The 23,235-nt window shown below is 65.8% G+C and carries 22 protein-coding genes; 15 read left to right on the top strand and 7 right to left on the bottom strand.

Annotation, left to right across the window (positions count from 1 at the left end; all coding sequences use genetic code 11):
* Positions 1-30: 30 nt before the first annotated feature.
* Positions 31-1,041, bottom strand: a complete 1,011-nt coding sequence (locus AC1DZV_RS00955; protein ID WP_476949559.1) for a phosphotriesterase family protein — start codon at positions 1,039-1,041, stop codon at positions 31-33.
* A 318-nt stretch (positions 1,042-1,359) separates the two neighbouring features.
* On the opposite strand from AC1DZV_RS00955, the gene AC1DZV_RS00950 reads away from it, so the two are divergent.
* The 7 genes from AC1DZV_RS00950 to AC1DZV_RS00920 all read left to right on the top strand — a co-directional run bounded on the left by AC1DZV_RS00950 (position 1,360) and on the right by AC1DZV_RS00920 (position 8,479).
* Positions 1,360-3,081, top strand: a complete 1,722-nt coding sequence (locus AC1DZV_RS00950) for an MFS transporter (RefSeq protein ID WP_476952723.1) — start codon at positions 1,360-1,362, stop codon at positions 3,079-3,081.
* A gap of 54 nt (positions 3,082-3,135) precedes the next feature.
* The gene (locus AC1DZV_RS00945) at positions 3,136-4,308 is read left to right on the top strand and encodes a cytochrome P450 (protein ID WP_476952722.1); all 1,173 of its coding nucleotides are present in this window, start codon (positions 3,136-3,138) and stop codon (positions 4,306-4,308) included.
* Positions 4,305-4,499 carry a ferredoxin gene (locus AC1DZV_RS00940; protein WP_243177561.1) on the top strand — a complete coding sequence of 65 codons (195 nt, stop codon included), beginning with the start codon at positions 4,305-4,307 and terminating at the stop codon, positions 4,497-4,499. The genes AC1DZV_RS00945 and AC1DZV_RS00940 overlap by 4 nt, the downstream gene beginning before the upstream one ends.
* A complete protein-coding gene (locus AC1DZV_RS00935) occupies positions 4,496-5,743 on the top strand; it encodes an NAD(P)/FAD-dependent oxidoreductase (protein ID WP_476952721.1) in 1,248 nt (415 codons plus the stop codon). The genes AC1DZV_RS00940 and AC1DZV_RS00935 overlap by 4 nt, the downstream gene beginning before the upstream one ends.
* Positions 5,744-5,771: 28 nt before the next feature.
* Positions 5,772-6,386, top strand: coding sequence for a TetR/AcrR family transcriptional regulator (locus AC1DZV_RS00930; RefSeq protein ID WP_476945166.1), 615 nt, complete (start codon positions 5,772-5,774; stop codon positions 6,384-6,386).
* A gap of 35 nt (positions 6,387-6,421) precedes the next feature.
* Positions 6,422-6,895, top strand: a complete 474-nt coding sequence (locus tag AC1DZV_RS00925) for a MarR family winged helix-turn-helix transcriptional regulator (RefSeq protein ID WP_476952720.1) — start codon at positions 6,422-6,424, stop codon at positions 6,893-6,895.
* A 90-nt stretch (positions 6,896-6,985) separates the two neighbouring features.
* Positions 6,986-8,479, top strand: coding sequence for an MFS transporter (locus tag AC1DZV_RS00920; RefSeq protein ID WP_476952719.1), 1,494 nt, complete (start codon positions 6,986-6,988; stop codon positions 8,477-8,479).
* On the opposite strand, the gene AC1DZV_RS00915 is transcribed toward AC1DZV_RS00920, so the two are convergent.
* The 4 genes from AC1DZV_RS00915 to AC1DZV_RS00900 all read right to left on the bottom strand — a co-directional run bounded on the left by AC1DZV_RS00915 (position 8,412) and on the right by AC1DZV_RS00900 (position 12,077).
* Positions 8,412-9,170 (bottom strand): maleylpyruvate isomerase family mycothiol-dependent enzyme, encoded by a 759-nt coding sequence (locus AC1DZV_RS00915; protein ID WP_476952718.1) that lies wholly within the window; start codon positions 9,168-9,170, stop codon positions 8,412-8,414. The genes AC1DZV_RS00920 and AC1DZV_RS00915 overlap by 68 nt on opposite strands.
* Positions 9,170-10,006 carry a fumarylacetoacetate hydrolase family protein gene (locus AC1DZV_RS00910; protein WP_243177552.1) on the bottom strand — a complete coding sequence of 279 codons (837 nt, stop codon included), beginning with the start codon at positions 10,004-10,006 and terminating at the stop codon, positions 9,170-9,172. Before AC1DZV_RS00910 ends, AC1DZV_RS00915 begins: the two co-directional genes overlap by 1 nt.
* A complete protein-coding gene (locus tag AC1DZV_RS00905; protein ID WP_476952717.1) occupies positions 10,006-11,136 on the bottom strand; it encodes a cupin domain-containing protein in 1,131 nt (376 codons plus the stop codon). Before AC1DZV_RS00905 ends, AC1DZV_RS00910 begins: the two co-directional genes overlap by 1 nt.
* A 119-nt stretch (positions 11,137-11,255) precedes the next feature.
* Entirely contained in the window at positions 11,256-12,077 is an 822-nt protein-coding gene (locus AC1DZV_RS00900) for an IclR family transcriptional regulator (protein ID WP_476952716.1), read from the bottom strand.
* A 49-nt stretch (positions 12,078-12,126) separates the two neighbouring features.
* Here AC1DZV_RS00900 and AC1DZV_RS00895 point away from each other — a divergent pair, with 49 nt between their 5' ends.
* Both AC1DZV_RS00895 and AC1DZV_RS00890 read left to right on the top strand, forming a co-directional pair.
* Complete coding sequence (locus AC1DZV_RS00895) at positions 12,127-13,452, top strand: MFS transporter (RefSeq protein ID WP_476949550.1); 1,326 nt, start codon at positions 12,127-12,129, stop codon at positions 13,450-13,452.
* On the top strand, positions 13,445-14,833 hold the full coding sequence (locus AC1DZV_RS00890; protein WP_476952715.1) for an FAD-dependent oxidoreductase: 1,389 nt from the start codon (positions 13,445-13,447) through the stop codon (positions 14,831-14,833). The genes AC1DZV_RS00895 and AC1DZV_RS00890 overlap by 8 nt, the downstream gene beginning before the upstream one ends.
* On the opposite strand, the gene AC1DZV_RS00885 is transcribed toward AC1DZV_RS00890, so the two are convergent.
* Positions 14,767-15,864, bottom strand: coding sequence for an ATP-binding protein (locus AC1DZV_RS00885; protein ID WP_476952832.1), 1,098 nt, complete (start codon positions 15,862-15,864; stop codon positions 14,767-14,769). The genes AC1DZV_RS00890 and AC1DZV_RS00885 overlap by 67 nt on opposite strands.
* A 1,435-nt stretch (positions 15,865-17,299) precedes the next feature.
* On the bottom strand, positions 17,300-17,731 hold the full coding sequence (locus AC1DZV_RS00880) for a DUF5956 family protein (RefSeq protein ID WP_476952714.1): 432 nt from the start codon (positions 17,729-17,731) through the stop codon (positions 17,300-17,302).
* 159 nt (positions 17,732-17,890) lie between these two features.
* Between AC1DZV_RS00880 and AC1DZV_RS00875 the strand changes: the two genes are divergently transcribed.
* The 6 genes from AC1DZV_RS00875 to catA all read left to right on the top strand — a co-directional run bounded on the left by AC1DZV_RS00875 (position 17,891) and on the right by catA (position 23,155).
* Positions 17,891-18,880 carry an IS110 family transposase gene (locus tag AC1DZV_RS00875; RefSeq protein WP_476952713.1) on the top strand — a complete coding sequence of 330 codons (990 nt, stop codon included), beginning with the start codon at positions 17,891-17,893 and terminating at the stop codon, positions 18,878-18,880.
* A 474-nt stretch (positions 18,881-19,354) separates the two neighbouring features.
* A complete protein-coding gene (locus AC1DZV_RS00870) occupies positions 19,355-19,549 on the top strand; it encodes a hypothetical protein (RefSeq protein WP_476952712.1) in 195 nt (64 codons plus the stop codon).
* Positions 19,550-19,693: 144 nt separating this feature from the next.
* Positions 19,694-20,677 carry a LysR substrate-binding domain-containing protein gene (locus AC1DZV_RS00865; RefSeq protein ID WP_476952711.1) on the top strand — a complete coding sequence of 328 codons (984 nt, stop codon included), beginning with the start codon at positions 19,694-19,696 and terminating at the stop codon, positions 20,675-20,677.
* On the top strand, positions 20,667-21,767 hold the full coding sequence (locus AC1DZV_RS00860; RefSeq protein WP_476951290.1) for a mandelate racemase/muconate lactonizing enzyme family protein: 1,101 nt from the start codon (positions 20,667-20,669) through the stop codon (positions 21,765-21,767). The genes AC1DZV_RS00865 and AC1DZV_RS00860 overlap by 11 nt, the downstream gene beginning before the upstream one ends.
* Positions 21,768-21,834: 67 nt before the next feature.
* Entirely contained in the window at positions 21,835-22,113 is a 279-nt protein-coding gene (gene catC / locus AC1DZV_RS00855; RefSeq protein WP_476951291.1) for a muconolactone Delta-isomerase, read from the top strand.
* Positions 22,114-22,306: 193 nt separating this feature from the next.
* Entirely contained in the window at positions 22,307-23,155 is an 849-nt protein-coding gene (gene catA / locus AC1DZV_RS00850; RefSeq protein WP_476952710.1) for a catechol 1,2-dioxygenase, read from the top strand.
* Positions 23,156-23,235: the final 80 nt, after the last annotated feature.

Here is a 23,235-nt window from a genome sequence, read left to right as displayed (position 1 = left end):
AAAGCTTGTTGTGGGTGGGCCGGGGCGTGCTTAGTGCACGGTCAGCAGGTTGCGCGGGTTATCCACGAGGATGCGCCGGGCGTCTTCGTCGCTCAGTCCGTGGGCCTTGAGGAACGGCACGAACGTCGTCAGGACGTGGCTGTAGGGCAGGTTGTACTCCGGCAGACCTTTGGCAACGCCGATCGAGTTGCCGGAGAGGATGATCCTGTCGGCATGGCCTGCCTTGACGAGCCCGAGCACCAGTTCGGCGCGGTCATGGTCGGTGAGGTAGTCCGCGTGGTCGTTCAGGCCCACGTGGTCAATGCCGACGAAGGCGCCCCGGCCGGCCACCTCGATGGCGGAGCCGGCAGCGTCCTTGCGGTCCAGGTCGCCGACGAGCACCCGGTCGGCTCGGAGCTGCTCGTCCAGGACGATGTCCAGATCGTGCAGGACATCGTCGCCGAAACGGATGGAGACCGGGACGCCGGTGTTCCTGGCGGCGCGGGCGGAGCCGCGGAACAGGCTTTCCTCGGTCGGGGTCATGCCGGCGCGGTCGGCAATGGTCGCGACGATGCCGGCGGCGGCGCGGCGCTCCACCCGGGGAACCACCATCCCCTCAGTGACCTCCTTGCCGAAGAGATCGGCGAACTTGTCGGCCGGCCACGGGGTGGGCGGGTTGGTCTGCGGCGTCAGGAAGTATCCGCCGAGTTCTTCCTCCGGGCCCAGGCCCGTGGAGGCGACGATGTGGACGCCGGTGGTGCGGGACAACGCCTCGTAGAGCTTGAGGTCGCGGCCGTGGAACATGCCCGTGCTGTCGACGATCGTCTGCCCGCCGTGCTCGCGGAAGTCCGCGAGCTTGGCCGCCAGGGCCTCGAAGATCTCCGCCCGGTCCATGGAGATCTCAGGGGCGTACTGGGCGCCCGGGACCACTGACAACAAGGCCTCATGGAGCGCGACAACGCCCAGCTCCGCGGCAGGGACGGGGCCCAATACGGTATTGACGGTTTGCCCGGTGGGGGCGTGGAACGCGTCCCCACTATCGACGGGTGTGGTGTGACTCACTTGGCTTCTCCCTTGAAGATCGGGTGCTGAATACAGGGGCGCCGCGGTGCCTGACCGTGCCGTAGCCCCGTTGCGGTGTAGCCAGCATCACACCTTTCTTTACATCGTGTCAAGAAAACAGACGCACCGTACAAGTCCCTTGGATGCCGGTACATTCATGAAATAAACGTTGAGTACATTTTCTTGACATCCTGTAAAGATTGACATCAGACTGTGGTGAGAGCCACATCCACCCTCCGCCTGCCGGCTCTTGCTCCGGCAGGGCACCAGTCATGGCGCATCACCGGAGAATCGACCGGAAACAAAGGAGTTTCATCGATGAGTCAGACCATTTCGGTACCGAGCCGCGGCTCGGTACGAGCGACGTTCGTGGCCGCCTACAGCGCGGTCACACTGGCCCAGATCACGAACGCGCTGCCGGGCGCCCTCAGCGGCACGTTCGCCGCGGAATTCCATACTTCAGGCGCGGGCCTGACCTGGATCGCGGGCATGTTCTTGATGGGTATTGTCGTGTTCGAGCTCAGCTGGGGCCTCCTGGGTGACCTGTTCGGACGCAAGAAGCTTCTGTACATCGGAACCGGGGTCAGCATCGTCGGCTCCGTCCTGGCAGCGCTGGCACCGACAACTGAGATGATGATCGCCGCCCAAGCCGTCGGCGGCATCGGGGCGGGCATCCTGTTCCCCATCTCGCTGTCCATGATCGCCGCGATTACGCCGGATCACCGCGCACGGGCGAAGGTCATCGCCACGTGGGCCGGGTTCCTGTCCCTCGGCGCGGTCATCTCCCCAGTGCTCGCTGGCTTCACCGCGCAATTCTTCACAGTGCCGGGTGCTGCGCCGGGTGCGCCGAACGAGTTCAGCGGCTGGCGGGCGGCCTACCTGGTTGCGGCCGCCATTGCCGTGCTCGTACTCCTCGTCGCGCTCCGGGCGAAGGACTCCGCAGCAGCCGAGGGGCGCAAGTTGGACATCCCCGGCCAGATTACGCTCGCGCTCGGACTTATCGCCGTCCTCTACGCCACGGTGACAGCGGTTGATGCCGGCTTCGGCAGCGCCCAGGTGATTGCGAGCTACGTCGCCGGCGGAATCCTCCTGGTCTCCTTCATCGTCATCGAATCACGCACCGCGCAGCCACTGATTCACCTGTCGCTGTTCAAGAACAGCGCCTACTCGATCACCGGCATTGTGGCGGTCACCGGCATGTTCGCCTTCCTCGCGATCTGCTTCAGCACCAGCGTCGCCGTCAGTGGACTCGCGCTGGCCGAAACCTGGAAGGTCGGTGTGCTGTTCGTCTTCATCCAGGGCCCGGCATTCGCCTTCATCCCGGTGGTGGGGTGGCTCATCCACCACGTAGCACCGCGCTGGGTGCTTACCGCGGGCTTCGTCCTCATGGCAGTCTCCGGTTTCTGGCTCTCGACATTCGCCCTCGGCACTCCGGAGGCCTTCGGCGGCACCCCGTGGACGGCCTTCATTCCGCCGCTCCTGCTGTTGGGTATCGGATTCGCGCTCACCGTCGGTTCCGTCACCGCTGTTGCCATCAACACCGTCCCGCCCCAGCAGATCGGCATGGCTTCGGCGACAACGAACCTCCTGCGCGACCTCGGCTTCGCCCTCGGCCCCGTTGTAGGCTCAGCCATCGCCTTCGGCATCGGAGCCACGGCCTTCGCGGGTCCCCTTGCCGGGATCCTCGGCGGGGCGGGGCTGCCCGCAGAGGCCGTCAGCGGGCTGGCGAACGTGCCGCCGCTGGGCTTCCTCGCCGGCTGGGACGGGGTCATCGCCCAGTTCTCCGGCCAGGCACTGGCCGGCGGCGCGCCCACCCCGGCGGTCGACGGTATGGTCCAGGCCCTCAACGCCGCACAGCCGCACATCCAAGGCGTGGCAGGGACCTCACTGGGCCAGGGGTTCCAGGCTGTATACCTCACCGCGGGCATCGCGGCGATCCTCTCCGCCACTCTCACCCTCTTCATCTCTGCCCGGTCCTCGGCGCCGGCGCCCGAGGCCATCGCTGAGACCATCGAAGCAAACGCCGAGGCCGCCGTCTAAGCCTGACGGCCTCCGGCACTGACCTGACCACCTACCTTCCACAAGGAGAACACTGTGACTGCACCCACCGAATCCGGCATCGACATCTGGGACGACGACGTCCTGGTCGATCCTTACCCCACCTACGCCACGCTCCGCGAGCAGGCAGCAGTGGTCCACCTCCCCAAGAACGACCTCTACGTCCTGACGCGCTACGACGTCATCCGCGATGCGCTCGGCGATCCGGAGACCTTCTCGTCCACCAGCATCGGCTTCAACCCCATGGTGAACGAGGCGCTGCAGGGCACCTCGCTTGCCTCCGACCCGCCCGTCCACACGCAGCTCCGCGCCACGCTGTCACAGAACCTCACCCCCCGGGCGCTCCGCGGCCTGAAAGTCGTCATCGACGAAAAGGCGGACAAGCTCGTCGCCGAGCTCGCCGCCAGCGGCAGCTTCGAGGCCATCGATTCCCTGGCGCGGGCCTTCCCGATCGAAATCGTTGCCGACCTCATTGGCTTCAGCGGACACGTCAAGGACAACATGCTGCGCTGGGGCCAGGCCGCGATGCAGGTCATCGGCCCGCTGAACCAGCGCACCCAGGAGAGCTTCCCGATCGCCGGCGAACTCTACGGCTGGTGCTCGTCGGTCACTGCAGAAGACCTCACACCCGGCTCAATCGGCCGCGGTATTTTCGATGCCGAGACACGCGGCGACATTCCCCAGGGCTCTGCGGGGCACATCATCCACCAGTACCTGGGAGCCGGCGTTGATACGACAATAGCGTCAATCGGGAACATCATCGCGCTGTTCGGCCGCCACCCGGAGCAGTTCGAACTGGTCCGGAAGAACCCGGACCTGGTCCCCGCAGCGTTCGCCGAAGTGCTGCGCTACTGGGCCCCGGTTCACATCTGGGGCCGCAAGGCAATGCGCGACGTGGAGATCGAGGGCGTCACGATTCCCGCAGGTGCCCAGGTGGGCATCCTCTTTGGGGCCGGCAACCGCGACCCGCGGCACTACGGGGATCCCGACACCTTCGACGTGATGCGGAACCCGGTCGACCACCTGTCCTTCGGCTACGGACCGCACGGCTGCGCCGGCCAGGGCCTGGCGAAACTGGAAGCGCATGCGATCATTGAGGCGCTTGCCCGCAGGGTGAAAACGCTGACGGTCTCCGACGAGGTCCGGGAGCCGAGCAACATCACGCGGAGCCTCGAGTCGCTCCAGGTCGCCAAGGTGGTGGCAGCATGAGGATCCAACTCGACCGGCCCCGCTGCGAGGGACACGGCCTCTGCGAAGAAGCCGCGCCGCGGCTGATGCACCTCGACGATGACGGCGAGCTGGTACTCGACGTCCCGGACGTGGAAGGGGCTGACCTGGACGCCGCGAAGGCAGCGGTGAGGGTCTGCCCGGTTGCCGCACTGCGTTTGGCCGCGGCATGACGATGCGAAAGATCGTGGTGGTCGGCAACGGCATCGCCGGACTCACGGCCTGCGACTCACTGCGCTCGGCCGGCTTCGACGGCGAGCTCACTGTTGTGGGCGCTGAGCGCCACCAGCCCTACAGCCGGCCGGCCCTCTCCAAGGCGCTGCTGCACGCTGTCGATGACAACACCGTCGACGGGAACAGCGACGGCGGACTCCAACCCCATGTGCTCCCCGAGCCGACCCACGAGGCAACGGAGCTGCTCGGAGTCAGCGCCACGGGCCTGGACGTCGAGGCCCGGCTGGTGCGCCTGGACGGGGGAGGGGAGCTGCCGTATGACGGCCTCGTCATCGCTTCGGGTTCCCTGGCAAAGCGACTCGGGGCGGGTGCGCAAAAGACGCAGAAGAAGGGAGCAGCCGGACCGCAACGGGACGGCTCCCACCGGGAACTCACCCTGCGCACCATCGAGGATGCGATCCTCCTCAAGGAACGCGTCGCATCGCGCCCGTCGGTTATCGTGATCGGCGGCGGAGCGCTGGGCATGGAGGTCGCGTCCGGTTGCGTGCACGCGGGCTGCGAGGTCACCCTCGTCTCCGACGGCAAGCCCCTGGCGCGTCAGCTCGGCGACCATCTTGCGGATATCTTCACCGCCGCCGCCATCCGGCGCGGACTGCGCGTGGTCGGCGGCGGGAAGGCCCGGCTTGTCGATCACGGTGCCGGGGCAAAGGTCGTCCTGGCCAACGGCACCGCGCTGGAGGCCGACCTGGTGGTCACCGCCATCGGGGACGCGCCGAACATCGGCTGGCTCTCCGGCTCGAACCTTCTCATCGACGGACAGCTGCGGGTCGATTCCCGCGGCAGGCTCCGGCCGGACATCGTCGCCGCCGGCGATGTGGCGTCCTTCCCGACCCGCCGCGGGGTGGAACGGGTGCCCCTGTGGACCAGCGCCATCGACCAGGCCAGGATCGCCGGCGTCGGCCTCCTCAAGGGTGACGCGGCGCCCGAGTTCGACTTCCAGCCGTACTTCTGGACGGAGGGCTTCGGCCTCTCGCTCAAGTCGGCGGGCTTCGCGCCGGCTGTCGGGCCTCCCGACTACTGCGAGCCCGGCGGGGCCGAGGACTCGATGCTGCTTCGCTGGGACAACACGGACGGTTCCGGCACCGCCGCCGCGCTCAACTACCGGATCCCCGTCCCCAAGCTGCGCCGGTTCGCCGACGCCGGTCCGGCCGCGCTGCGTGCGGCGGCGCCCGCTCGAACCTGACGCCGCACAACACCGTTAGGATTGATCCATGTCGTCGTTGCGAGAAGCCCAGAAGCAGCTGACCCGCGACGTGATCGTCGAACGGGCGCTGGAGCTCTTCACAGAGAAGGGGTACGCCGCGACGACGATCGATGAGATCGCCGCTGCGGCCGGCACCACCCGGGTGACTTTTTACGCCTATTACCCCACGCGCGGCGACCTGATGCGGGACTTCATGGCCCGCGTCAACGCCGTACTGGACCGCGCGGCCGGCCCCGACCGGGGATCGACCGCGGCCGAGCTCGTCGACGTCGTGCGTGCGGGCGAGCTGGCGGGCATCCTGGCCTGGCTGGAGTCGCGGGCGGCGCTCTGGCCGGTCTTCCGCCCGTACCTCGACGTGCTCGAGGAGGCCGCCGCCATCGACCGCGAAGTGCGCGCCTTGGTCGAGGGATGGCATGAGGAGGTCATTTCGGACCTCGTGCGCGGAATGGAGCTGGCAGGGCGCTTCCCGGAGGAGACGCACCACATTCGCGGCACCCTTGCCTTCACCTCGCTCGACTACGTGGCCACGCTCTGGACCCGACGGAAGTTTGAACCAAACCGGGAACACGCCCTCGAGGTGCTCGCCGATAACTGGTATCACCTGCTCTGCGACGAAGGCTAAGCCTGCCCTCGCAGACGGACGCCTATGCTTATGGAATGGAAAGCATTGGCGCAGGCGAAGCGCTGGACAAGGCCGTCGACCACCGGGCCCTGGCCGTCGCCGTGATCGACATTTCCGCCGACGTCCGGCGGAAGTCACACAATGACACCGGCGTCCGGCCGCTGTCCAACGGCGTGCTGGAAATCCTCCGCGTCATCGAAAGCAACCCCGGCATCACCGTCGCGGAAGTCGCTTCCCGTCTGGGCCGGCAGTTCAGCAACGTCAGCGTCCAGCTGCGTGAGCTGGTCGCCGCAGGCCTCGTCACCAGGATCCGCGACGCCGCGGACAAGCGCTACGTCGCCCTCCACCCCACGGCCGAATCCCAGCGGATCAAGGCGCTCCTCGAGGGTGCCTGGGCGGGGGCGCTGGAGTCGGCCAGTTCCCAGCTGCTGCCTGAAGAGCGCGAGCAAATTGCCGCCAGCCTCCCGGCCCTGCAGCGCCTCGCCTCGATACTGTCCGAACCCGAGTAACCCACATCACCCCCTTCCACGGTCACGATCCGTCGCCCTCGATAGTTATACTTTTATAAGTATTACTACTTTGGAGGGTGGGACATGGGTATGGCAACACAGTTGGAAGAGGCAGTCGTCCGGCAAGGGAGCAGGCCAGGGAACCGCTGGTGGGCGCTGGGGTTCCTCGCCCTCGCGCAGTTCATGGTGGTGCTGGACGGCACGATCGTGAACCTGGCGCTGCCGCGTCTCCAGCTCGAGATGGGGATCAGCGACGCGACGCGGTCCTGGGTGGTCACCGCCTACGCGCTGGCCTTCGGCGCGTTCCTGCTGCTCGGCGGACGCATTGCAGACTTCTGGGGCCGCAAGCGGACGTTCCTTGTGGCCGCCGTCGGCTTCGCCGCCGCGTCCCTGGTCGGCGGCATCGCGCAGCAGCCCTGGGAGCTGATCGGCGCCCGCGCGCTGCAGGGCGTGTTCGCTGCGCTGCTGGCCCCTGCTGCCTTGGCGCTGCTGACCGTCGCCTTTCCGGGCGGAAAGGACCGCGGCACGGCGTTTGCGATTTTCGGCTCCATCACCGGCGTCGGCGCGGCCGCCGGTGTCCTGCTGGGCGGGTTTTTGACCGAACACGTGAGCTGGCGCTGGTGCTTCTTCGTGAATGTGCCGATTGCCGCCATCGCCCTCTTCGGCGTGTGGTCCCTGGTCAGTGACAGCAGGGCCCAGGGGTCCACCAAGTACGACTGGCCCGGGGTCATTCTGGCAGCCCTCGGCCTGGGATCCCTCGTCTACGGCTTCACCAACGCCGAGCACGGCTGGGATGCCCCCGAAGCCTGGGGCTTCATTGCCGCCGGTGGAGTTCTCCTGGCAGTCTTCGTCTTGGTCGAGACCAAAGTCAGGCATCCGCTCCTGCCGCTGCGCGTGGCCACCGAACGAAACCGCGCGGCCGCCTTCCTGGCGTCGTTCCTTTCCGGCGCTGTCCTCATTGGCGGCATCCTGTTCATCAACTTCTACATCCAGATCGTGCTGGGCTTCGCTCCGTTCCTCGCCGGGCTGGCTTCGCTGCCGATGACGGTTGCGGTAATCATCACGGCAGCGCTCGTCGCGAAGAACCTGCCGAAACTGGGGGCCAAAATCCCGACCACCGTGGGGCCGGTCTTCATGGCGGCTGCGATGCTGTGGCTCACCCAGGTCAGCGCCGAGGGCAGCTACTTCGTCAACATGCTCCCCGCCCTGCTTCTCCTAGGCATCGGGCTGGGCATGGTGTTCGTGCCCATGCAGAACCTTGCCCTGTTCGGCGTGGACAAGGATGACTCCGGTGTGGCCAGTGCGTTGGTCAACGCCTCGCAGCAGATCGGCGGCTCCCTCGGCATCGCCTTGTTCAGCACCATCGCCGCAGCAGCCACGGCCGGTGGCGTGACGCTGGCGGCCCTCTCTGCAGGTTATGCCTTGGTGTTCCTTTGGGCCGCAGGCGTCGCGATCCTGATGCGGAAGGCCCCCTCGCCGAGGGGGCCTTCCGCTTTGACGGCTGTTGAGCCAGTGCTCAAATCCACTTCGGGGCGGCTGGAACCGTCCCGTCTTTCGCTTCAGTACCGGGCCCGGTGGCGGTGACGCCGCCATTGCCGCGGCCGGCGGCCCATTCGACGACGGCGGCCAGCGGTCCGGAGACCACAGTGGGGGTCGCCGACGCCGTGTCCCCGAACGTGAGGTCGCGGTCGGGGACCTTAACCACGAAGCCCTTGTCGGTGCCGCGGGCGTGCCAGGCGCCGGTGATGTCCGCCAGCAGCCGTTCCAGCACCGGTGCCGGGATGTCGGCGAAGCTCGCGCCGTTGGCGAGGTCGACTGCGTGCATCCAGACTTCGCGGCTGCGCATCCACACCGTTTCCGTGGCGGGCACTTCCCGGCCCTGGATGGTGCGGACTTTGTGGTGCCAGGCGTCCCCGGGCAGGTCGCGCCATTCGACGTTCAGGTGCACGGCGGAGTGGTCGAAGAGGTGCCGGAGCGCGATCGGGCTCAGCGTGGCGCCGAAGTCGATCTCGTGGTCCCGGACCTCGGTGGAGGCGTACATCGGGGTCTCCACTCCGGTGGCCGCCCACTCGATGAGCCGGGCGATCGCCCGGGCGTTGTAGCCGATGTGCGCCGTGATGTGGCGGCGGGTCCAGCCCGGCAGCAGCGAGTCGCCGTCGAGCTCCGAGTCGGAGAGCTCGTTGAGCTTGCGGGCGAAGAACGCCGTGCCGCGCCGGGCCTGCAGCAGCGCCGCGAGCAGTTCCGGGTCCGTCGTCTGGTCCTGGCGGGCAACCATCAGGCTTCCTTGATGACGCGGTTCTTCAGCTGGCCCAGTCCCTCGATGGTGGTGACCAGGATCTGGCCTTCCTGCAGGTAGCGCTTCGGGTCCTGGGCGTGGCCCACCCCGCCCGGGGTGCCGGTCGCGATCACGTCGCCCGGGTTCAGCGTGATGATCGTGGAAATGTAGGAGACCAGGAACTCCGGGGTGAACACGAGATCCCCTGTCGGGGTGCTCTGCTGGACTTCGCCGTCGACCGCGGAGGTCATCAGCGGCCCGGCGGTGAACTCGTCTTTGGTGACCAGGGCCGGGCCGAACGGGGTGGACTTCTCCCAGGTCTTGCCCTGCAGCCACTGGATGGTGCGGAACTGGTAGTCGCGCATGGACACATCGTTCAGGACGGCGTAGCCGGCGATGTGGTCCGCGGCGTTGGCTTCGCTGATCCGGCGGCCTTTTTTGCCGATCACGACGGCGAGTTCGGCTTCCCAGTCGACGGCGTCGGATTCCTGCGGCAGGGCCAGGTCATCGTTGGGGCCGATCAGTGATTCCTGGTACTTGGCGAACAGGGTGGGGAACTCGGGGACTTCCCGGCCCATTTCCTTGATGTGGTTGCGGTAGTTGTGGCCCACGCAGATGATCTTGCCGGGGGACGGGACCACGGCGTCCAGGTCGGCGCCCTCGGCCGGGTACGTGGCGCCGTTCGCCGCCTTCGCCGTCGCTTCCCAGCCCTGGGTGCGGAGCAGTTCTCCGACGTCGGCGAAGCCGTCGATCTCGGTCAGGGTGTCGCCGTCCTGGCGGACGGCCTTAGTTACTGTCTTGTCTCCAACAGAGGTGCGGAGGGTGAGGAGTCTCATTACTTGTTGCGTCCTTCGATGTAGGTGCGGTTGAAGTTCAGCCGTTCAAAAATGGGGGCGTCACTGAAGCGGAACAGATCAAACTGGGTTCCGGCCTGCAGCGACCATTCCTGCCAGGACGGGACCACGAAGAGGTCGCCCTTGGCCAGGGTCCTGGTTTCGCCGTTGAGGACCACGGAGCCGGAGCCTTCGAAGACCTGCCAGACGCTGGAACCGACCTCGCGGACGGCCTCGGTGCTGGCCCCGCCGCGCAGGCGGTGGAATTCGGCCCGGATGGTCGGCATCACGTCCCCGCCGGTGGTGGGGTTGGTGTAGCGGACGGCGGCGTGGCCCTGGGACACAGTGGCCGGGTGGCCCTCGTCCTCGAGCAGCAGCTGCTCGGACAGGGCACGGTCCGTATGTTCCCAGCGGTAGGCCGCAATGGGGGAGCTCGTGGTGTCATCCAGGCCCGACAGCGGGCGCAGGCCCGGGTGCGCCCAGAGCCGCTCGGAGCGGGAGGAGTTCGGGGTGGCCTCGTCGGTGACTCGCTCGGTGCCGAATTCGAAGAAGCCGGCGTCAGCGTAGTGCACGAACGGGATGTCCAGGCCGTCGATCCAGGCCATCGGCTCATCGGTGTCGTTGTGGTGCCCGTGGAAGTTCCACCCCGGGGTCAGCAGGAAATCGCCGCGGGACATCCGCACCGGGTCCCCGTTCACCACAGTCCAGACCCCTTCGCCCTCGACGACGAAGCGGAACGCGTTCTGCGAGTGCCGGTGCTCCGGAGCCGTTTCCCAGGCGCCGAGGTACTGGATGGCCGCCCACAGCGTGGGGGTGGCGTACGGCGTCCCGGCCAGGCCTGGATTGGCCAGGGCAATGGCCCGGCGTTCCCCGCCCCGGCCCACCGGGACCAGATCGCCGGCACGGGCAGCCAGCGGGTACAGGTCGCTCCACCGCCAGACGTGGGGGACCGCCTTGGGGGTCGGGACCATCGGCATGAGGTCTGCGATCTCGGTCCACAGCGGGATCAGGTTTTCGCGGTCAAAATCCCGGTACAGCTCTTTGAGCTGGGCAGCTTCTTCGGGCGTCGGCTCCGGAGCAGTGTGCCCCGCGGCCACTGATTCGTGAGTCGTGTTCTCGGCACTGATGGACACGTGGGCCTCCTCGGTAGGTCAGAACAGTTCTTTGGCGTAGTTCGACTCTACGGATGCCGGCGTGTGACCCCCAACATATTCTGCTGGTCAGAATTCGCAGAACCGGGCGGCCGCGGTGCTCAGTCCGGCTCGGCCGGGTTGGCCGCGATATCGATCTCCAGTTGCCGGCAGGTTTCCCGCAGGGCGGGGACCAGTCCGGCGTCAAACACGCGGCGGAAGCGGGTCGCCGGAGTGGCGACGCTGAGTGCGCCGACCACGTGCCCGTGCCGGTTGTGAAGGGCCATCCCGAGCGCGCTCACGCCCTCTTCCGTGCCTTCGAAATTGGCCGCGAATCCGTTGCTGCGGACGGAGTCAAGCTCGCGCAGGAACGCCGGGTACTCCGCGGCCGCAATGGTGTCCCCGCCAATCTCGGCATTGTTGCTGCGAAAGAGCTGGTCGATCATCGGCTGTTCCAGTTCGGCGAGCATGGCCTTGCCTCCGGACGTTTTGTTGGCGGCCATCACCGTCCCCTGCCGGTCACCAACCCGCAGCACATTGTTCCCTTCCACCGTCGCCAGGAAGCGCACTTTCGTCCCCACGCGCACCATGAGGTTCACCGTCTCGTTGAGCCGTGCAGAGAGAAGCTCCATGTGCGGCTGGGCCAGTGACCGGAGCAGCCGGGTCCAGCTCAGGCCAGCCGGCCCGACGCCCATTGCCGGGCCGGGGACATAGCGGCGGTTTTCATCCTGCACGGCGAAACCCCGGTAGACCAGCATCGCCAGCAGGCGGTGGGCGGTGGAGGGCGCCACGCCCAAATCCTCGGCGGCGTCCTTGAGCCGGAGTGCTCCGCCGTCGCGGAGCAGCTGGAGGAGCTGCAGCGCGTTGTCCACCGCCTCGATGGAATAGGTGGGCCGTTTCTGGACGGGCTTCCGGGCCGCTCTGCCAGATGGGTTGTTCTGCACATCAGAATTGTATTGTGGTTCACCTGCGGCGGCTAGGACAGTGAGTGGCATGAATCACACACAATCTGTTGCAGTGCCGCAACGGTCTTCGCCGGGGGCCCCTGCCCCCTCTACCGTTGGTGGGCCTGCATCACGGTTCTCCAAAGGCTCGGCAGCCGCCGTCCTGGTCTGCTGGCTGTTGGTGGTCTTCGATGGCTACGACCTGATCGTCTACGGCACGGTCCAGTCCTCCCTGATCTCCGAGACCGGTTGGGGGCTGACCAAGGCCACCGCCGGGACCATTGGTTCCATGGCTTTCGTCGGCATGATGATCGGGGCAATCTTCGCCGGCCGGATGGCCGACTCGTGGGGCCGCCGCCGCACCATCCTGGGCTGTGCCATCGTCTTCTCGATTTTCACCATCCTCTGCGCCTTCGCCCCCAACGCAGCCGTCTTCGGGGGGCTGCGGCTCTTGGCGGGCATTGGGCTCGGTGGCCTGGTGCCCTCGGCGAACGCCCTCGTTGCCGAACTGGTCCCCACTAAGTGGCGGTCTACCATCGCCACCCTGATGATGTCCGGCGTCCCGATCGGCGGGTCCATCGCCGCCCTCGTCGGCATCCAACTGATCCCTGCTTTCGGCTGGGAGTCCATGTTCCTCGTGGCCGTGCTCGCACTGATGATCGTGGTGCCTCTTGGACTGAAATACCTGCCCGAGACGCTGGCCCCGGTCAGTGCCGAGGACAGGGGAACTCGCAACCTCAAAGAGCCGATCGGCTTCAAGTCTCTGCTCCGCGCCCCTTACCTGGGGGTGAGCCTGCTGTTCGCCCTCGCGACGATCGCTACCCTGTTCGCCTGGTACGGGCTGGGAACCTGGCTGCCCAACCTCATGCAGCTGGCCGGGTACAACCTGGGCTCAGCCCTGACCTTCGCCCTGGCCCTCAACCTGGGTGCGGTGGCCGGCTCGGTCATCACGGCCTGGGCCGGGACCCGGTTCGGCCCGATCCCGACGGCGATCGCCGCGGCCGCCGTCGCCGCCGGCGCGCTCGTGGTCCTGGTTACGGGACCGCCCGTGACGGTCGTCTACCTCATGCTGGTCCTCGCCGGCGTCGGCACCCACGGCACCCAGTGCCTCATCATCGCCGCCGTCGCGAGCCACTATCCCGGGCACCTGCGGGGGACCGCGCTGGGCTGGGCGCTGGGGACGGGCCGCATCGGCGCCGTCGCCGCACCCCAGATCGGTGGCCTCCTGCTGGCTGCCGGACTGGGCGTCAATTCCAATTTCCTGGCCTTCGCCGGTGCAGCCGCGATAGCAGCGGTCCTGCTGGCCGCCGTCGGGCTCAAACTCAAATCAAAACTCTCAACCTCCCCTTCACTAACAGGAGCAAGCAATGTCTGAGCACGTCCCGTCCACCGGTTTCCTGTCCACCGACGGACTGTCCACCGATGTCCTCGTCATCGGAGGGGGAATGGCCGGATTGGCCGGAGCCCTTGCGCTGCGGGAAAGCGGCGCCAACGTCACCCTCGTGGAGCGGGCCCCCGAATTCGGCGAGGTCGGCGCCGGGCTGCAGATGGCGCCCAACGCCTCCCGCGTCCTGAAGCGCTGGGGCCTGCTGGACAAGGCCCTGGAGATTGGCGTCCAGCCCAAGCACCTGGTCTTCCGCGACGCCGTCACCGGCGAGGAGCTCACGCGCCAGAGCCTCGGCGGGGAATTCGAGGAACGCTACGGTGCGCCCTACGTGGTGATCCACCGCAGCGACCTGCACCGGGTCCTGCTCGAGGGCTGCGAAGCGGCGGGCGTGAAACTGGTCAACGATGTCATGGTCGAGAGCGTGGAGACCGTGAACGGCAGGGGAGTGGCCCACACGGCCGCCGGCGTGGACTACGAGGCCGACGTCGTCATCGGCGCCGACGGGCTCAAGTCCACCCTGCGCCCGCTCGTTGCCGGCGACGAGCCGGTCCCCTCGGCCTACGTCGCCTACCGCGGCACTGTGCCCATAACCGAACACACACCCAAAGCGGACCTGGAGGACGTCATTGTCTACCTCGGACCGGACTGCCACCTGGTGCAGTACCCGCTGCGCAAGGGCGAACTGCTGAACACCGTGGCCGTTTTCAAGTCCGCCTCCTTTGAGCGCGGCGAGGAGCAATACGGGGGAGTCGACGAGCTCGAGGCCGCATACAAGGACTGCGTCCCCGCCGTCCAGGCTGCGCTGAAAAACCTGGGCACCAGCATGCGCTGGCCCATGTACGACCGCGATCCGATCGAAAACTGGGTGGCCGGCCGGATGGTGCTGATGGGCGACGCCGCGCACCCGATGCTGCAGTACCTGGCCCAGGGCGCCTGTCAGGCGCTCGAGGACGCAGCAGTGCTGCAGGACGTCACCAACGGCACCGTGTTCACTGCCGACGGCGTCAACCCCGCAGCCTGGGACGGCGCGATCAAGGAATTCAACAGCCTCCGCGCCGGCCGCACCGCCAGGGTCCAGCGCACCGCCCGCGTCTGGGGCGAATCCTGGCACGGGCCGGCGTCCTCAAGGAGCCGGCCCGGAGCTTCTTCCGTCATGATCCAGTACGGACTTTCCGCCGATTCCTGGAACTCGTGGGGGAGGTGGCAGCGTGTGGGGACATCTACCGTTACTGCTACGTCCGCGGCCCCGCCGGAATCTTCATCGGGCTGGTCGAGGAGCTCCGCTGACGTTCCGTCACTGCATCAGGCCGACGCTGTTTCGCGGAGGTATTGGCGGAGTCCGGGGATTGCGAAGTCCACCCTGCCGTAGCCGGCTGACTCGATCAGGCCCGCGGCGATGAGTCTCTTTCGGTACTTGGACACCACGTTGGGCTTGGCCGTCATGATGTTTCCGATCAGGCCCGCTGCCGATGATCCATCCTGAAGGGCCATGGCGTCGAGGAACTCGCGGTCCTTGTCGGAGATATCCGAAAGCGCTGACTCGACGACTACTAATGTGTTTCGTCTTTGAGCGGCGCTGATGGCTCTGTGCACGCCGCTCTCATCCAGTTTCCACTTGGCCTTCCCCGCCTCCAGCCAGAGGTAGTAGCCCACAAGCTGAATAAGGAAGGGGTAGCCCTCGGTAGCCTCCGCGGCTTCACTGACGAGGCCGGGGGAGACGTCTATCCCTCCCTCACTGAAGAGCTCGCTGTAGGACGCGGTGACTTCGGCGATGGCTGCCTCGTGGAGATTGATCCTGTCGGCGCGTCGCAGGAAGGTCGCCACTCCCTCGTTGAGGAGGTCGGAGACTGCGGATGGCAGGCCGGCGAAGATGAGGCCGATGGGCAGTCCGTCGCGGATGAAATGCTGCACTTCAGCGGCCAGTTGGGAAATTTCTGTGCGGTCGACCGCATGTATCTCGTCGATGGTGATAACGAGTCCCGTACCTTTTGCGTCCAACAGCCGCAGAAGTTCGTTCCCGGTCCGTCGCCAGTCGGCACTCCGTTCCTGGGGGAGTTGCGTTGTTAGTCCGAACCCCGCCGCCGAGAATGCTGTGATTTTCCGTGTTGGGGGCCCGTCTCCGAGTTCCTCGACAAGCCGGAGCATGTCGTCGCCGATTCCGGCGAGGAAACCGGGGTTTGCTGTTCGGGAGATTACCGCCCAGCCGTGAGTTCCCGCGATCCGTTCCGCGGCGCTCAGCATGACTGTCTTGCCGATGCCTCTGGATCCGGTGATGATGGTCAAAAGCCCGGGCGCTCCCGAGCCTTGCTGCAGGCCGTACTCGAATTCATCCAAGAGCCCGGCCCGCCCAATCAAGTCCGGCGGTGTGGCCCCTGCGGTGGGCTTGAACGGGTTCCGCACCGGGACCTCCAGGGTGAAAGTAGGTGAAAGTGGTGAAAGTGGTGAAACTGATATCACACTATCAGGCTCCACATCCCGCAAAGCCCCAGGAGCTCCTGCAGGGCGAATATGTAGCGTCCAGGCCATCCTGCACGAAAACACGCCGACCATGCGCTCTATGCAGTCTCGGTTCTGACCACCTGAGGCTGCAGCAATCAGGCTGCCAGATCCGACCCTGATTCGCATGGTTGGATAGCGGCATGCCGATTGCAAGCAGAGAAAATTCGCTCTTGGTCCGCACGAGCTTCGCCGAGCAATGTCTACTCCTACTCCCGTACTTTAAGTGCCGATAATCAACATTATGTCAAGTTGAACAGTGATTATTGCATCTGATGCAATATCACTGGCCCCGGGCCCTCTCCGCGGTCCTGTGCACAGAGCGACGCGGAAAATCACCGAAAGCCTCAAGCGGTGATTGCCATCCCAAGTTTCAGGTTCCTGGACGCCCGTGAATGCCGTACAAATTTCCCTTGACTGATTTATGGGTGTGAATCGGGATCGTCCAATTCATCGGCAGAAGCCAGAGACAAACCGGACGTCGAAGCCTATGCTCGGTTCAGCGTTCATTCACCAGGGGGAACAATGGATCGCATCTGGCGCCTTCGAATAGGAATTTCAGTTCTGGCGGCGGCATTGCTCATGACATCATGCGCAACCACCCCATCAGGGGTGACGGGATCAGCAGCCTCCACGCCCACCGCTTCCGGAATCGCGGCAACATCACCGAGTGCCCCGACCAGCTCCGTGAGTAACAGCCCCGTCCCGGCCACCTCCGGCCCGCCGCAGGAAACGTGCGCGGCTTTCCTGCCTACAGCGCCTTGCTCCACCTACAGCAGCGTCGCCGCAACATCCAACGGTAGGGCTCTACCCTGGACGGCCGCCGGGACCATCAAGGTGCGACTGAGCTCCGTCGAAGGTACCCTGCAGCTGGCCATGCAAACGGATTGCTCCCCCATCAGCGGGCCAGTCACAATTACTGGAAACATCATGACCCTCGGGAAGGTCGCCACTGGCGCCAGCGGCTGCATCGGTACTGCCGGCGAACATCAAGCATGGATTCATGAATTCTTGAAACGTCCCATTGCAATGACTCATACACAAGACACTTTGACCTGGACGAGCGGGACAAATACGCTCACGCTCCAAGCTGAGTAACCACGGTTCGAGAACGTTGCGGACGTCCCAGGGCGGCAGCCCGCTTCCCTGCACGGCCCCGACGGCGACAAATGAGCTGCCGGATAGGCGCCGAATCCACGGGAGGCTCCCTGCACGGCTGCCATTGAGCTGCCGGGCTCACGACCGGGCGGACTCCCCTAGATCGCTCCAGGTCCTGTCAGCCCAGCTCCCCCGCCGCCCGTTCTCAGGGCTCCGAATTGATTGATCAAATGTCCTCCGCCTAGAAATCGCGGAGAATAGCCGCGACGATCGGCCGCAGCTGCTTCGGATTGATAGTGCCTTCGGCGGTTCGAATGATTGCGGTGTCCACCTCAGCCAGGAAGGTCTCGGATGATGCATGCCCTTCCGGGACACGGATCATCCAGACGTAGCCCCTCGGCCGCGGCGGGAGGCCGGCATCCCGGAGGTACCGGTCGATGTCATGTTCGATTCCCTGCCGGTCGGCAGCTGTGAACGGTTCCTCGCAGGGTTGTTGCCTACCCCCTCGCTCGGTGTAACCGGTGATTGTCCTGGCGGCGTCCGAGGACGGGCGGCGGCGCAAGTTGTCCAGGCCGGCTGCCCAGCCGATGAGCGCCCCCCCGTTACATTTATTGGGTCCCCGAAAGCCGGGGATTTGGTCGCGGGGCCCGGTATGACTTTCTCGCCCTGTCATTGATGATCCGGGGGGTGTTGTCGCCGGGCTCGGAGACACGCGTTGACTGCTGATAGGGACACGGCCGGCTCCTTCCACTGGTGCCAGGTCTCTTTGTAACGTGGGTGCCAGCATCGGGTGTTGTGACTGCGGCCATGTCGTGGTGCAAAGGAGCGCCGGATGGACGAAGGATACGAGGTCTACTGCGGACTAGATGTCGGCAAATCCGAGCATCACGCCGCCGCATTGAACACCGCGGGAGAACGGGTCTTCGACAAGCCGCTGCCCCAGGATGAGGCGCGGTTGCGCGAGCTTTTCCTCGGTCTGCAGCAGCACGGCCGGGTGCTGGTGATCGTGGATCAGCCCAACACCATCGGGGCGCTGCCGATAGCCGTGGCGCGGGACTGCGGCTGCACCGTGGCCTACCTTCCGGGCCTGGCGATGCGCAAAGCCGCGGACCTGTATCCCGGCAAGTCCAAGACGGACGCCCGGGATGCGTTCATCATCGCCGAGACGGCACGGTCGATGCCGCACACCCTGCGGGCCGTTGACCGGGACAGCGAGGTGCTCGCGGCGCTGAAGGTCCTTTCCGGATTTGACGCGGATCTGACCCATGAATGCACCAGGGCGATCAACCGCCTGCGCTCCCTCCTGCTGCAGATTTTCCCCGCCCTGGAGCGCGCCTTCCCGGGAACCGTACTGACCAGATCCCTGGTCTTGGAGCTGTTCATCAAGTACTCCGGACCCACCGGCCTGCGTGCCGCGGGCCGGTCCAACGTGCTGCGCTGGGCCAGAAATCACAGCCGCAAGGACCCCGTGAATCTCATCGAGGCGGTCTTCTCGGCACTGGGCGAGCAGACCGTCACCGTGATCGGCACCGAAGCCGTCGAACTGGTCATCCCCCGCGTCGCCGCCCAGATCAAGGAACTCAAACACCAACGCGCCATCGTCGCAGAAGAAGTCGAAAAACTCCTCGATGACTTCCCTCTTTCCCAGGTCTTGATGTCCATGCCGGGAGTCGGCATCAAGACCGCAGCGACGATACAACGCGCCCAGGGAAAGAAACACAACGCCGCCGTCATCTGCCTGGCCCGCCGCCGCTGCGACGTCATCTACTCCATGCTCAGACACGGCACCTTCTACGACGAGAAGCCCGCCCTGGCCGCTTGACCAAAAGCATAGGGACACCCCCCAATCGAAGGGGCGCGGGACTTCTTTGTACTCGACTCTCCATCACAAGGTCACCTCCCCTCAAGCCGTTCATGATCCCGTCGGCGCACCACTGCACGACGGGCAGCGCCCCTTCAGACGCTGATCGCGGACTAACCGAGCCACACGAAACAACGGAACCCCGGCGGCGGGGGCGGTGGTGGTTGCCGGAGTCCCGGGGTGCGGGGGCGAGCCCGGGCCTGCCTTGCTCAGCCGTGTGAATGACAGAGCTATTTGGTGGTGCTATTTGGCGCGTGCCTGGTGCACGCCCGCATAATCAAGCGATCCCGTCCACGTTGGTCCAAGTACCAGTCCGTCTGATTTCAACAGTGGGTCGGTGAGTGCGGTCACCAGCCGAAGCGGTGCCCGGAGCGTGGGTTATGGTTGCTGCCCGCGTGACAGCTGTCGCTCGGAGGTTTTCATGTGAGGCAACAAGTGGGCAAATCGCTCGACACCGTGATCACGGTGATGAACGCCGTTTTCAGCGTGATCTTCCTTGCAGACTTCATCTACCGGGTCGTCACCGCGGCATCGCCGGGCGGCTATGTCTTCAAGCACTTCGGCTGGGCCGACATCTTGGCCAGCTTGCCTTTCGAACAATGTAACCCTCCTTGCCGCTGGCCTGCCTGATCCGCGCCCGGCCGCCCACAGGCGGAGATTGGTATGCGAAACGTCCCAATAGCTCCGAAATAGGTATTTCCCCTAACTAATCCGCCCTCCTAAGCTGGTCGGAGTACGGCATATCGCCTGCTTCGAGCTGCCCGGGAGCTTCTAATGGAGACGCGCCACCTCAAGTACTTCATTGCAGTGGCCGAGGAACGTCACTTCGGCCGCGCAGCCCAGCGGCTGCACATGGCCCAGCCGCCGTTGTCCCAACAGATCCGGCAGCTGGAGGAACAGCTCGGCACACCCTTGCTGCTGCGCACTACGCGCAAGGTGGATCTCACCCCAGCCGGACAGGTCCTGTTGGATCGAGGACGGCTGCTGATCCAGGAACTGGAAGCTCTGGAGGAGGACGTCCGGCAGGTCGGCGCAGGTGCCACTGGCGTCCTCCGCGTCGGCTTCACCGGAACAGCCACCTACCGGCTGATGCCCAGCATCGTCCAGGCCGCCCGACGCACTTTTCCCGGGCTCCGCATCACCGTTCAGGGCGAAATGCTGACGCCGCAGATGGAGTCCGCACTCGAGGACGGAAGGCTCGACGTCGCCGTCCTCCGACCCCCAGTCCGCTCCGGAACTGTGGCCCTCAAACTCCTCGAACAGGATCAGCTGGTCGCGGCCCTCCCGGCGGATTCGCCGCTGGCGGAAAAGGGCACCCTGGAACTGGCGGAGCTCGCCGGCCAGGACTTCGTCGGTTATCCGAGCTACTCCGCGGTCACCAGCATCGTCGTGGACGCCTGCCGCAAAGCCGGGTTCCAGCCGCGGCTCGTCCAGGAGGCCAGGGAAACCTCCACCCTGCTCTCGCTCGTCGCGGCGGGGATGGGGATCGCCCTAGTGCCGATGACTTCCCGGATGTTTTCCTTTCAGGGTGTCGTCTTCCGACCGTTGCATAACCCGCCGCCGGTCGACCTCGCCGTTGCCTGGATCCGCGACGCTGAGACACCCCTGCTGCGCAGCTTCCTGCAGCTCTTCGATTTACCTCCCACATCGGGCCCTGGCCAGCAACAGCCCCCGCTTCGCCCCGCGGAGTCGCCGGCCCAGTCCCCGCCACAGTCACAACCCGCATCCGCAACAAAGGAACCACCCCGTGAAAATTGACCGCATAGAGGCCATTCCCTACGCCATTCCTTACGCGCGGCCGCTGAAGTTCGCCAGCGGCGAGGTGACTTCCGCGGAACACGTGCTGGTCCGGATCTACACGGACACCGGCATCTGCGGTATCGCGGACACCCCGCCGCGGCCCTACACCTACGGCGAAACCCAGGATTCGATCGTCTCGGTGGTGACCAAGGTCTTTGCCCCGCAACTCATCGGGCTGGACCCGCTGGACCGCTCCAAGGTCCAGCAGCTGCTCCGGCGCACGGTCAACAACCCCACGGCCAAGGGGGCCCTGGACATCGCGCTCTGGGATGTCATCGGGATCTCGCTGGGCACCCCGGTGCACAAACTGCTGGGCGGCTTCACCGACAGCATGCGGGTCTCGCACATGTTGGGCTTCAAGCCCGCCGCCGAGCTTCTGGAAGAAGCGCTGCGGTTCCGTGAAACGTACGGCATCAACACCTTCAAGCTCAAGACCGGGCGGCGGCCCCTCTCCCTCGACGTCGAGGCCTGCCATGTTTTGCGGGAGGGCCTTGGCGAAGACGCCGAGATCTACCTCGACGCCAACCGTGGCTGGACGGCGAACGAGGCCATGGAGGTCCTGCGCAGGACCGAGGGCCTGGGCCTGTCCATGCTGGAGGAGCCGTGCGATGCCGGCGAGGCGATGGGCCGGCGCCGGCTGGTGCAGAGCTCGAGCATCCCGATCGTGGGCGACGAAAGTGTCCCCACCCTGGGCGATGTCTCCCGCGAATTGCTTTCCGGCGGCAGCACCGCGATCTGCATTAAGACTGCGCGCAGCGGTTTCACCGAAGCCCAGCAGATCCTCGGCCTCTGCGTGGGCCTCGGCGTGGACGTCACGATGGGCAACCAGATCGACACCCAGATCGGCAGCCTCGCCACGGTCACCTTTGGTGCGGCGTTCGAGGCCAGCTCCCGGCGGGCCGGGGAGCTCTCCAACTACCTGGACATGACGGATGACCTGCTCGCGGAGCCGCTAAAAATCATGGACGGTGCCATCCGGGTCCGCGAGGTCCCCGGCGTCGGCGCGGCCATCGACGCCGACAAGCTGCAGAAATACCGGCAGGACTAGCCCGGCCCGGCCCGCATCCTGCTTCAGAACGCCGGCACACCGCTCCCCACCACGCAAGGAGAACCACATGCTGTATCTGGTCCGCATGGACGTCAATATTCCGCTGGACATGCCCAAGGAACGCGCCGACGCCATCAAGGTGGAAGAGCGGGAGTATTCCCAGCAGCTGCAGCGCGACGGACGCTGGGCGCATTTGTGGCGGGTCGTGGGCGAATACTCCAACTACTCGGTGTTCGACGTCGCGGACAACGACGAGTTGCACACCCTGCTCTCCGAACTGCCGCTCTTCCCCTACATGGACATCAAGGTGACGCCGCTGGCCAAGCACCCGTCCGCTGTCGAATAGCCCGGCCCCTCACTCGAACATTCATATCCAAAAGCTTTCAATGGGCCGGAAATAGGTATTTCCCCTCGACCAATTACGGGCCTACCGTTGAATCAACACCGGATGTGATGTGCGGCACGGCACTGAGCGAAATTTGCCAGTCCGGAACCGCCGACCGTTTTTACCATCCTTCTTTTTTGACAAGGGAGTCACCATGACAATGGAAACCGAAGCCACAGCAGCTTCCTCGGGCGCAGGGGCAACCGCCCGCTTCCGGGAGAACAAGCACCTCGCGGCCGGCACCAGCCAGGAGCGGGTCAGCACGCTTGCCGGCCGCGTCATCAAGGCGATCAACGACACCGTCCTGGACGAGAAGGTCACCTACGACGAATACAACGCTTTCAAGGCCTGGCTCATCCAGGTCGGCGAGGACGGGGAGTGGCCGCTGTTCCTGGACGTATGGGTGGAGCACTCCGTCGAGGAGGTCGCCAACTCCAGTCGCCACGGTTCCAAGGGCAGCATCGAGGGACCGTACTACATCCCGAACGCCCCCACGCTCAACACCCCGGCCACCCTGCCGATGCGCGACAACGAACCCGGCACACCGCTGCTGTTCCAGGGCCAGGTCACGAACGTCGCCGGCCAGCCGCTCGCCGGAGCACTGATCGAACTGTGGCACGCCGATGACCTCGGTTTCTACTCCCAGTTCGCCCCCGGGTTGCCCGAATGGAACCTCCGCGGCTCCATCATCGCCGACGCTCAGGGCAACTTCCAGATCAACACCATGCAGCCCGCGCCGTACCAGATCCCCACCGACGGTGCCTGCGGTGCCCTCATCGCCGCGGCCGGCTGGCACGCCTGGCGGCCGGCCCACCTGCACCTGAAGGTTTCGGCCCCGAAGCACGAGCTCATCACCACCCAGCTCTACTTCGAAGGCGACGAGCACGTCGCCGACGACATCGCCTCGGCCGTGAAGCCCGAACTCGTCCTGGCCCCCACCGAGCGCGCCGACGGCAAGGGCCGCGAAGTCACCTATAACTTCGTGCTCGACCCCCGGGGCTAAGCACCCCTTTTCGGCGCCGGGGCCGGAACCGCCCGGCCCCGGGCCCAACCCCAATATCATCCCCACCACCTGCCGTAATG

The sequence above is a fragment of the Arthrobacter sp. P1_D12 genome (genome assembly GCF_056406175.1).
Note: the sequence above shows the minus strand (reverse complement) of the source record. Positions and strands in the feature narration are given on the sequence as shown.

Coding starts and splice junctions, on each gene's coding strand:
- AC1DZV_RS00925 (WP_476952720.1), top strand. CDS start 6,422: ATGGAAAGCATTGGCGCAGGCGAAGCGCTGGACAAGGCCGTCGACCAC.
- AC1DZV_RS00875 (WP_476952713.1), top strand. CDS start 17,891: ATGGACGAAGGATACGAGGTCTACTGCGGACTAGATGTCGGCAAATCC.
- catC (WP_476951291.1), top strand. CDS start 21,835: ATGCTGTATCTGGTCCGCATGGACGTCAATATTCCGCTGGACATGCCC.
- AC1DZV_RS00890 (WP_476952715.1), top strand. CDS start 13,445: ATGTCTGAGCACGTCCCGTCCACCGGTTTCCTGTCCACCGACGGACTG.
- AC1DZV_RS00920 (WP_476952719.1), top strand. CDS start 6,986: ATGGCAACACAGTTGGAAGAGGCAGTCGTCCGGCAAGGGAGCAGGCCA.
- AC1DZV_RS00940 (WP_243177561.1), top strand. CDS start 4,305: ATGAGGATCCAACTCGACCGGCCCCGCTGCGAGGGACACGGCCTCTGC.
- AC1DZV_RS00895 (WP_476949550.1), top strand. CDS start 12,127: ATGAATCACACACAATCTGTTGCAGTGCCGCAACGGTCTTCGCCGGGG.
- AC1DZV_RS00865 (WP_476952711.1), top strand. CDS start 19,694: ATGGAGACGCGCCACCTCAAGTACTTCATTGCAGTGGCCGAGGAACGT.
- AC1DZV_RS00950 (WP_476952723.1), top strand. CDS start 1,360: ATGAGTCAGACCATTTCGGTACCGAGCCGCGGCTCGGTACGAGCGACG.
- AC1DZV_RS00930 (WP_476945166.1), top strand. CDS start 5,772: ATGTCGTCGTTGCGAGAAGCCCAGAAGCAGCTGACCCGCGACGTGATC.
- catA (WP_476952710.1), top strand. CDS start 22,307: ATGACAATGGAAACCGAAGCCACAGCAGCTTCCTCGGGCGCAGGGGCA.
- AC1DZV_RS00880 (WP_476952714.1), bottom strand. CDS start 17,731: ATGACAGGGCGAGAAAGTCATACCGGGCCCCGCGACCAAATCCCCGGC.
- AC1DZV_RS00915 (WP_476952718.1), bottom strand. CDS start 9,170: ATGGTTGCCCGCCAGGACCAGACGACGGACCCGGAACTGCTCGCGGCG.
- AC1DZV_RS00910 (WP_243177552.1), bottom strand. CDS start 10,006: ATGAGACTCCTCACCCTCCGCACCTCTGTTGGAGACAAGACAGTAACT.
- AC1DZV_RS00935 (WP_476952721.1), top strand. CDS start 4,496: ATGACGATGCGAAAGATCGTGGTGGTCGGCAACGGCATCGCCGGACTC.